Annotated in this window: 3 protein-coding genes; all 3 read right to left on the bottom strand. The window is 68.7% G+C overall.

All coding sequences use genetic code 11. From position 1 onward, the window contains the following. Positions 1–2001 (bottom strand): condensation domain-containing protein (locus tag FB598_RS20535; RefSeq protein WP_141911293.1); only part of this gene is annotated, 2001 nt, incomplete at its 3' end. Between the two features lie 30 nt (positions 2002–2031). Beyond that, positions 2032–5121 (bottom strand): amino acid adenylation domain-containing protein, encoded by a 3090-nt coding sequence (locus FB598_RS20530; protein WP_141911295.1) that lies wholly within the window; start codon positions 5119–5121, stop codon positions 2032–2034. Beyond that, positions 5118–8049 (bottom strand): condensation domain-containing protein (locus FB598_RS20525; RefSeq protein WP_183405904.1); only part of this gene is annotated, 2932 nt, incomplete at its 5' end. The genes FB598_RS20525 and FB598_RS20530, both read right to left, overlap by 4 nt.

Here is an 8049-nt window from a genome sequence, read left to right as displayed (position 1 = left end):
CTGCATCCAGGCCAGCCGGTTGTGCAGGCTGCCATGGCGGTTCGCCGCGCCCTTGGGCTGGCCGGTGGAGCCGGAGGTGTAGATGACGTAGGCCAGCTGTTCGGGGTGGATTTCCAGGCCAGGATTGTCGGCAGGCGGCAGATCAGCCAGTGTCGCCACATCGACGATACGGCAAGCGGGAACTTCCGGTAACTGGCCCCGCGCGGCGGCGTGGGTCAACAGCAGGCTGGTGCGGCTGTCTTCGATGAAATAGCGCAGACGCTGCGGCGGATGGTCGGGATCCATCGGCACGTAAGCCGCGCCCGCCTTCATGATTGCCAGCAGCGCCAGCACCATCTCTTTCGAGCGTTCCATGCACACGCCCACGCGCTGATCGCGCGTGACGCCCTGTGCTATAAGCCACTGCGCCAGCGCGTTGGCGCGGCCATTGAGCTGGCCGTAATCGAGCGCCTGCCCGGTATGCGGCACCCGCAAGGCGGACCGCTTGGGATGCGCCTGCACCTGCGCTTCGATCAGCGCCAGCACATTGCCGGCTTCATGCGCCTGCGGATTGGCGCTCCACGCCTGCAGCATGGCCTGTTCCGCCCTGCCGAGCAGCGCCAGTTCGCCGATGGCCGTATCGGCTGCGCTGGCCAACTGTTCCAGTACGCAGAGATAGACAGCAGCGATGCTGGCAATGCTGGACTCACGGAACAGTGCGCGACGATATTCCAGCCGCAGGTTCACCTGCCCGCGGATGATCTTGACGTCCAGCGCCAGATCGAATTTGGCCGCATTCAGGGGGATCTCCAGCGTGCTGGCCTGCAACCCGGGCAGATCCAGCGTGCCGCTGCCCTCGACGACCTGCAGCCCGAACAGGGTCTGGAACAGCGGATGGCGCGGCAGGCCGCGTTCGGCGGGATAGCGTTCCAGCAGCAGTTCGAAGGGCAGCTCGGCATGCGCCATGGCCTCCAGCGTGTCGCTGCGCACCTGGCGGCACAGCGCGCGCAGGCTCATACCGGGGTCCAGGCGCGCGCGCATCACCTGGGTGGTGACGAAGAAGCCCACCATCTCTTGCAGCTCCGGCCGGTTGCGTCCGGCCTGCGGAATGCCGACGGCGAAATCGTCCTGCCCGCAGCAATGGCGCAGCGCCACCTGCCAGGCCGCCAGCATCGCCACGAAGGGGGTGCAGCGCTCCTGCTGGCAGAACTGGCGCAAACGCGCCGCCAGCGACGCCTCCAGCACCAGGCTGTAGCCTGCGCCTTCCTGCGCATCGGTGCTGTTACCGCGCTCCACCGGCAGGTTCAGCGGCGGCACTTCCCGGCCCAGCCGGGCTTGCCAGTGATCCAGTTCCTGCCGCAGCCAGTCGCCCTGGCAGCGCGCGCGCTGCACGCGCGCATGATCGGGGTACTGCAAGGCCAGCGGCGGCAGTGCCGGGGCCTGCCCGGCCAGGGCTTGCGCATAGGCTTGCTGCAGGTCGCGCGCGACGATGGGATTGGACCAGGCATCGGAGACGATGTGGTGCATGCCCATGATGAGCACATGTTCCTGCTCGCCCAGTTGCAGCAGATGCACGAACAGCAGCGGCGCCCGGGAAAGATCGAAGACATGGCGCGTGGCGGCCTCGATGGCAGCGGCGAGCTGTGCTTCCTGCGCATCGGCCGCCAGATGGCGTAGATCGCGCAGGTCGCTCAACTGCAGCGGCAGCGCCACGGCGGGCAGGACTTCCTGGCAGGCCACGCCATCCTGCTCGGCGAAGCGCGTGCGCAGGCTGGCATGCCGTGCGACCAGGGCCTCGAAGGCCGCCTGCAGGGCGGCGCGATCGAGCACGCCGCGCAGGCGAAAGGCGCGCGTCAGGTTGTAGGCGGTCTGTTGCGGCTCCAGCTGGTGCAGATACCACAACTGCTGCTGCGAGAACGACAGCGGCGCCGGGCCATCCTGAGGCGCGGCATCGGCCGCCCGTTCCTGTTCGCGTTGATCGGCTTGCAGCAGTGCCAGCAATTGATGATTTTTTTCGTTCATGAAAGCGTGATCCAGGAAAATTGCCGGCCACTAGGCCTGTTCCAGCAAGGCGTCGCGTTGTGCGGCGGGCATCTCCAGCAACGTGCGGCGCAGGCCGGCCAAGTGCGCCAGGGCGGAGGCATCGGGCGCTTGCGCGCGCAGCGCGGCGGCCAGCGCGGCCGGGGTGGCGTGGTCGAACACCAGGGCCGGGGCGATCTCGATCTGCAGCAGCTTGCGCAGCCGCGCCACCAGCTTGATGGCCAGCAGCGAATGCCCGCCGGCTTCGATGAAATCGCTGTCGCGGCCCAGCCCGGCAGTGGCGGGCAGCAGCTGTTGCATGGTGTCCAGCACGACGAATTCGAGATCGTCGCGGGCGGCTTCGGCCTGACTGCCCTGCCCGCCCTCGGCTGGCGGCTCTGCCAGCGCGGCCAGCAAGGCGCGCCGGTCGATCTTGCCATTGGCCAGTCGCGGGAATGATGGCAGCGCCACGATGCGCGCCGGCTGCATCGCCTCCGGCAGCAAGTCCTGCAAGGCCAGGCGCAGGCGCTCCACGGCAAGATCTGCGCCGGCCACCCAGGCGATCAGGCGCGCAGGTTCACCCTGCGGCATGACGCAGGCCTGGCGTACGCCGGCTTGCTGCAACAGGGCCGCTTCGATCTCGGCAGGTTCGATGCGGAAGCCGCGGATCTTCACCTGCTCGTCGGCGCGCCCCAGGATGCGCAGCCCGCCTTGCGGCAGATAGCAGGCCAGGTCGCCGCTGCGATACCAGCCCTGGCGATCTTCCTGCGGGCGGTTCAGATAGCCGCGGCTGCGCTGGGCCCCGGCGATGCAGAGCTGGCCGGTACCACCCACCGGCACCGGGCGCAGATCTGCATCCAGAATCGCTACGCGGCAATTGGCCATCACGCGGGTCAGCGGCGCGGCAGCGGCATCGGTGGCCGCATCGCTGGCGCAGAACGCATGCCACATCACTCCCACCGTGGTTTCGGTGGGGCCGTAGTGGTTGAAGATACGGGCCTGCGGGCGGCACTGCCAGATTCGCCTCAGCAAGGCCGCAGGGGTAGTCTCGCCGCCCAGTACCAGGGTCGCGGGCAAGACGGCCGAACCGCCATCGAGCAAGGCTTCCAGATGCGAAGGCACGATCTTGAGCGCATCGACCCGATGACGCTGCAGGAAGGCGGAGAAATGCGCGCCATCCTGCATGTCGCTGGCGTCGGCGATGGCCAGTTCGGCGCCATGGAACAGCGCGGCGAACAGCGCTGTATTGCCCAGGTCGGCGGCCACCGTGCTGGTCAGTCCCCAGCAGCGGCATTGCGCCAGCGCCATGCCTTGCGAGGCCGCCACCACATAGTTGAGCAATTGCGCATGCTCGATCAGCACCCCCTTGGGCGTGCCGGTGGAACCCGAGGTGTAGAGCAGATAGGCCAGGTCCTGCAACGCCGGCTCGACCGCCGGAGCCTGCGCGGGATAGCCCTGCAGGTCCGCAGGCCACAGCGCGTGGCGCAGCCCGGCGGCGGCTGTCGCCTTGCCATCATGCAGCACCAGCGCCGGTGCCGCATCGGTCAGCACCGCCTGCTGGCGCGCAGCGGGCCAGTCGGGATCGATGGGGACGTAGGCGGCGCCGCAGCGCCAGACCGCCAGCAGCGCCAGCACCAGTTCCGGCGAGCGCGGCAGCACCAGCGCCACACGCGCGCCGCGTGTCACGCCCTGCGAGTGCAACCAGTGCGCCAGCTGGTTCACGCGCTGCAGCAGCTGCGCATAGCTGATCTGGCCGGCGGCGCTGGACAAGGCGATGGCCTGTGGCGTGTTGACCGCGTGCGCGGCAATGTGCGTGAGCAGGCTGTCGTGGCCCAGCGCCAGGGTATCTGCCTGCATCGGCAGCCGCTGCGGCCAGGCGGCGGCGTCATCCCATTGCAATTGCGCGCAAGCGGTATCGGGCTGGGCCAGCGCCTCGGCCAGCCAGGCTTGGTACTGGCGCAGCAAGCCTGCCATGCTGGCGGCGTCGTAGCGCCGCGCATCGTAATGCAGCTGCAGACAAGGCGCGGCCGGATCGGCCAGATCGGCATGCAGCGCCAGCGCCAGGCGGGCATCGCCCGCTACCGCTGCGTGCAGCTCCCACTGCAGCGCGCCGTCCTGCCAGCACCCGACGGTATGGCGGGCGCTGAAACCGATCTCCGGCAGCGTGGCGGCCAGCTCATCGGGCAGGTATTCCTGGGCCGCCACATGCTGCTCCTGCTGCGCGGCCAGTTGGTTCGCCAGTTCGCTCAGCGAGGCGTGCGGCGGCACGCTCAGCACCAGCGGCAGGGTCTTGCCATACAGGCCCAGCGCCTGGGCCATGGGTTCGTAATCGTCGCGGCAATCGTGCTGCCAGGCGCAGGCGACCTGGCCGATCTGTCCCAGGCGGGCCAGCAGCGCCAACCAGGCCGCCTGCAGGACGATGGCCGGCTGCAGTTGCCGGGTGGCCTGCCATTGCTGCAGGGACGTCACCACATCCTCAGCGATGCGGCTGTGCAGGAGCGCCGGCTCCGCCGCCCCCGAGGCGCACTCGCGCCGATAGGACAGCCGCAGCGCCGGCGTCTGGCCCAACTGCTGGGCCTGATTGGCCCAGTAGGCCTGGCCGATGCGGGCATCGTCATCCTCATCGAGAGACTGGCGCCACTGCACATAATCGGCATACGGGAAAGCCTCCTCGGTCGGCGCGCCCGGATCGTGGTACTGGCGCCATACCTCATCCGCCAGCAGCGACAGGCTGCGCTCATCGACCACCAGGGGCGCGGCCGCCGCCAGCAGGCGACCGCGTTGCGGCTCGTCCTGGGCCAGCCAGGCCTGGATCACTTGTCCGCGCGCCAGATCGAACTGTACCGCCGGCATGGCGGCGCCCGCCGGCAGCATCTGCAACTGCAGGCTCCGGGCCGGGGGCTGCGGCAGCGGCGCCTGGCGCAGGCCGCGATAGCCTTCGACCTGGCCGAAGGCATGACGCAAGATGGCATGACGCGCCACGACCGTGGCCCATGCCGCCTGCAGGCGTGCGCGCTCCAACGGGCCCTGCCAGTGCAATTGCAGGGTATGGACGATGTGGGGTTGCGCCTGCTGCAGGCGCTGTTCGGAACTGAGCGCGACAGTCTGGTCCAGCGGCATCATGCTGCGCCCTCCGGCAGTTCATCGGCGGTGGCCGAGGGCGTGCTGACCTCGGCGCGTCCCACCATGGCGCCCATGGCAACGACGATCTTGCGCGGCCCCTCGTAGGGATCGCGGGCATGCGCGGCCAGCATGTTGTCGAGCATGACCACATCGCCCTGCTGCCAGTCGAAGCGCACCGCGCATTGTTCGTAGAGTTCGCCGATCAGGGCCATGGCGGCATCGGGAATGGGCGTGCCATCACCGAACAGCACATTGCGCGGCAGCCGCTCCGGGCCGACCATGGCCAGCAGGTCGGCGCGCACTTCCGGCTCCAGGCAATAGGGATGGTGCAGTTGCACCTGGTTGAAGAACACCTCGGCCCCGGTGACCGGATGCACGATCACCGCCGGGCACAGCGTGCTGGTCTGCAGGGTGTCGTCATCGAGCCAGCGATAGCCGGTGCCGGCCGCCGTCAGCCGGGCTTCCACCACGGCGCGCTCGTCGGTGCCGAAGAAGGATTGCCAGCTCACATCCAGACGCGGCGTGAAGGTGCGCACATAGCGCAGCTGCTTCTGCTGGAATTCGCGCCGCAGCCCGGCTGGCAGGCGGCGCAGCATCTCGCGGCAGTCGACGATGGGGGTGGCGCCCCCCACCGGCGAGGGCAGCTCGCAGAAGAACCACTGCTTGCGCGGCCAGCGTTCGATGTGGGCGCTTTCGTTGTGGTACAGGATCATCTGCTTTTCGGGATAGGGCGTGGAACGATAGGTCTTGTTGCCGCCCTCCTTCTTGGGCAGGTCGCCATAGCTGCCGTACAGCTCGGGCTCGATGGCTTCGGCGAAGCGCTCGAAGTCCTGCGGCGTGGCCAGGCCGAAGCGGCGGAACAGGATGCCGCCATGGCGCTCCAGCAGGCTGGCGATCAGCTGCTGGTTGGCGCGCGCCCAGGCCACCGTGTCGAGATCGGCGCTGGCGGCTTCCACCAGCAGCGGGAAATCGGCGCCGGGACGCAGCGGACTCATGCGCACGGGCGCCTTGGGGGCCGCAATGTCCCGGCCCTTGAGCTTGCTCAGCTTGTCGAGCTTGCCCTGGGCCAGCGGCGCTGTGGCAGTGGAAACGGAGGCTGTGCTTGACATGGTCAGGGGTTCTTTCATGAGGGGAATTTCATAGCGGGACAGCGGCCAGTGCGGCTGCGCCACGATCTGCTCCAGCAGCGCGATCCAGGCCGCGGCCATGCGTTCCATGGTGCCGGCCTGGAAGACCTGGCTGGCATAGACCCAGTCGGCCTGCAGCGCACCGTCCACCGGGGTGACGAAGAGCGCGATGTCGAACTTGGCATGGGCATGGCGGGATGGCAGCGCCTGCACCTGCAGACCGGGCAATTCAAAGTCATGCGCAGGCATGTTCTGCATCACGAACAGCAACTGCACCAGCAGGTTCCAGCGACGGTCGCGGCGGGCCGCAGCGAGTTCGGCGATGCGCTCGAAGGGAAGCGAGGGATGGGCAAAGGCATCGAGCACCGTGCCGCGCGTGGTCGCCAGCCATTGCGCAAAGCTCTGTTCGGGCTGGTGGCGCGAGCGCAGCGGCAGCACGTTGACGAAGAAGCCCACCATCTCTTCCAGCGCCTCATGCTCGCGCCCGGCCACATCGGTGCCGATGAGCAGGTCGTCCTGGCCGCTGAGGCGATGCACCAGCAGCTGGAAGCTGCCCAGCAGCAGCATGAACAGCGTGCAGTCGCGCTCCTGCGCCAGCGCTTGCAGCTGGCCTGCGAGGCGCTCCGGGATACGCACCGACAGGCGCGCACCGTCACCCGACCACTGCGCCGGACGCGGCAGGTCCACTGGCAAGGCCGGCTGCGCTGGGGCCCCTTGCAGGGCCGCACGCCAGAAGTCTTCCTCGGCGGCGCTCATGCCCTGTTGCTGCCGCCACGCCGCGTAGTCGCTGTATTGCAGCGCCGGCGCCGCAAGCGCAGGCGCATGGCCAGTGTGCAGTGCGCGGTAGATTGCCGAGAACTCGCGGATCAGCACGCCGACCGACCAGCCATCGGCGGCGATGTGATGCACGGCCAGCAGCAGCACCTGGCGCGGGCGGCCATCGGCCGCCGGGGCTAGCTGCACCAGTACGGCGCGCAGCAGCGGCGCGGTGGCGAGATCGAAGGAGCGCGCGGCTTCTTCGCGCATCAATGCGGCCAGCGTCTGCTGCTGCACGGCGGGCGCTTGCGCGCGCAGATCCTGTATCGCCAGCGGCGGCCTGCTGTCTGTGGGCGACGCGATGCGGGCGAAGGGCTCGCCTTCATCATCCTCGTGATAGCTGGTGCGCAGGATCTCGTGACGCTGCACCAGCAGGGCCAGCGTCTGCTCCAGCAAGGCCGGCGCCAATGCGCCATCGAACTGCAGCGCGGCCGTCATGTTGTAAGCCGCCGCCCCTGCTCCGCTCTGCATGCGATGCACCAGCCACAGGCGCTGCTGCATCGGCGAGAGCGGCATGCGCGGCGTGCGCGCCACCGGCTGCAGCACGGGAGCCGCGCCCTGCGGCGTGCTGCTGCGTGCGATCGCCTCGGCCAGCTCCCTGAACACGGGCGCTGCGAACAGGTCGTGCAGCGTCAGCGTGTGCTGCGGATGACGGGCGCGCCAGCGCGTCACCACGCTGGTGGCCAGCAGTGAATGCCCCCCCAGGGCAAAGAAATTGTCTTCCCGTCCCACTTGGGGCAGGCCCAGCACTTCCTGCCAGATTGCCGCCAGCGCCAGTTCGGTCTCGCCTTGCGGGGCGCTGTAGTCGCTGTCCTGGCTGATCTGCACCGCCGGCAAGGCCTTGCGGTCGATCTTGCCATTGGTGCTCAGCGGCAGCGCCGCCAGCACCATGATGATGGCCGGCACCATGTACTCGGGCAGATGCTCGGCCAACGCGGTTTTCAGCGCTGCCTCGTCATGCCTCTGGCCCTGATGCAGCGACACA

Origin of the sequence: Herbaspirillum sp. SJZ106 (genome assembly GCF_006715495.1) — a bacterium.
GTDB lineage: Bacteria > Pseudomonadota > Gammaproteobacteria > Burkholderiales > Burkholderiaceae_D > Herbaspirillum.
The sequence above is the reverse complement of the archived record's forward strand: the minus strand, read 5'-3'. Positions and strand labels throughout refer to the sequence as shown.

Excerpts from the sequence above, each read along its gene's own strand:
- FB598_RS20530 (WP_141911295.1), bottom strand. The coding sequence starts at position 5,121 with ATGATGCCGCTGGACCAGACTGTCGCGCTCAGTTCCGAACAGCGCCTG.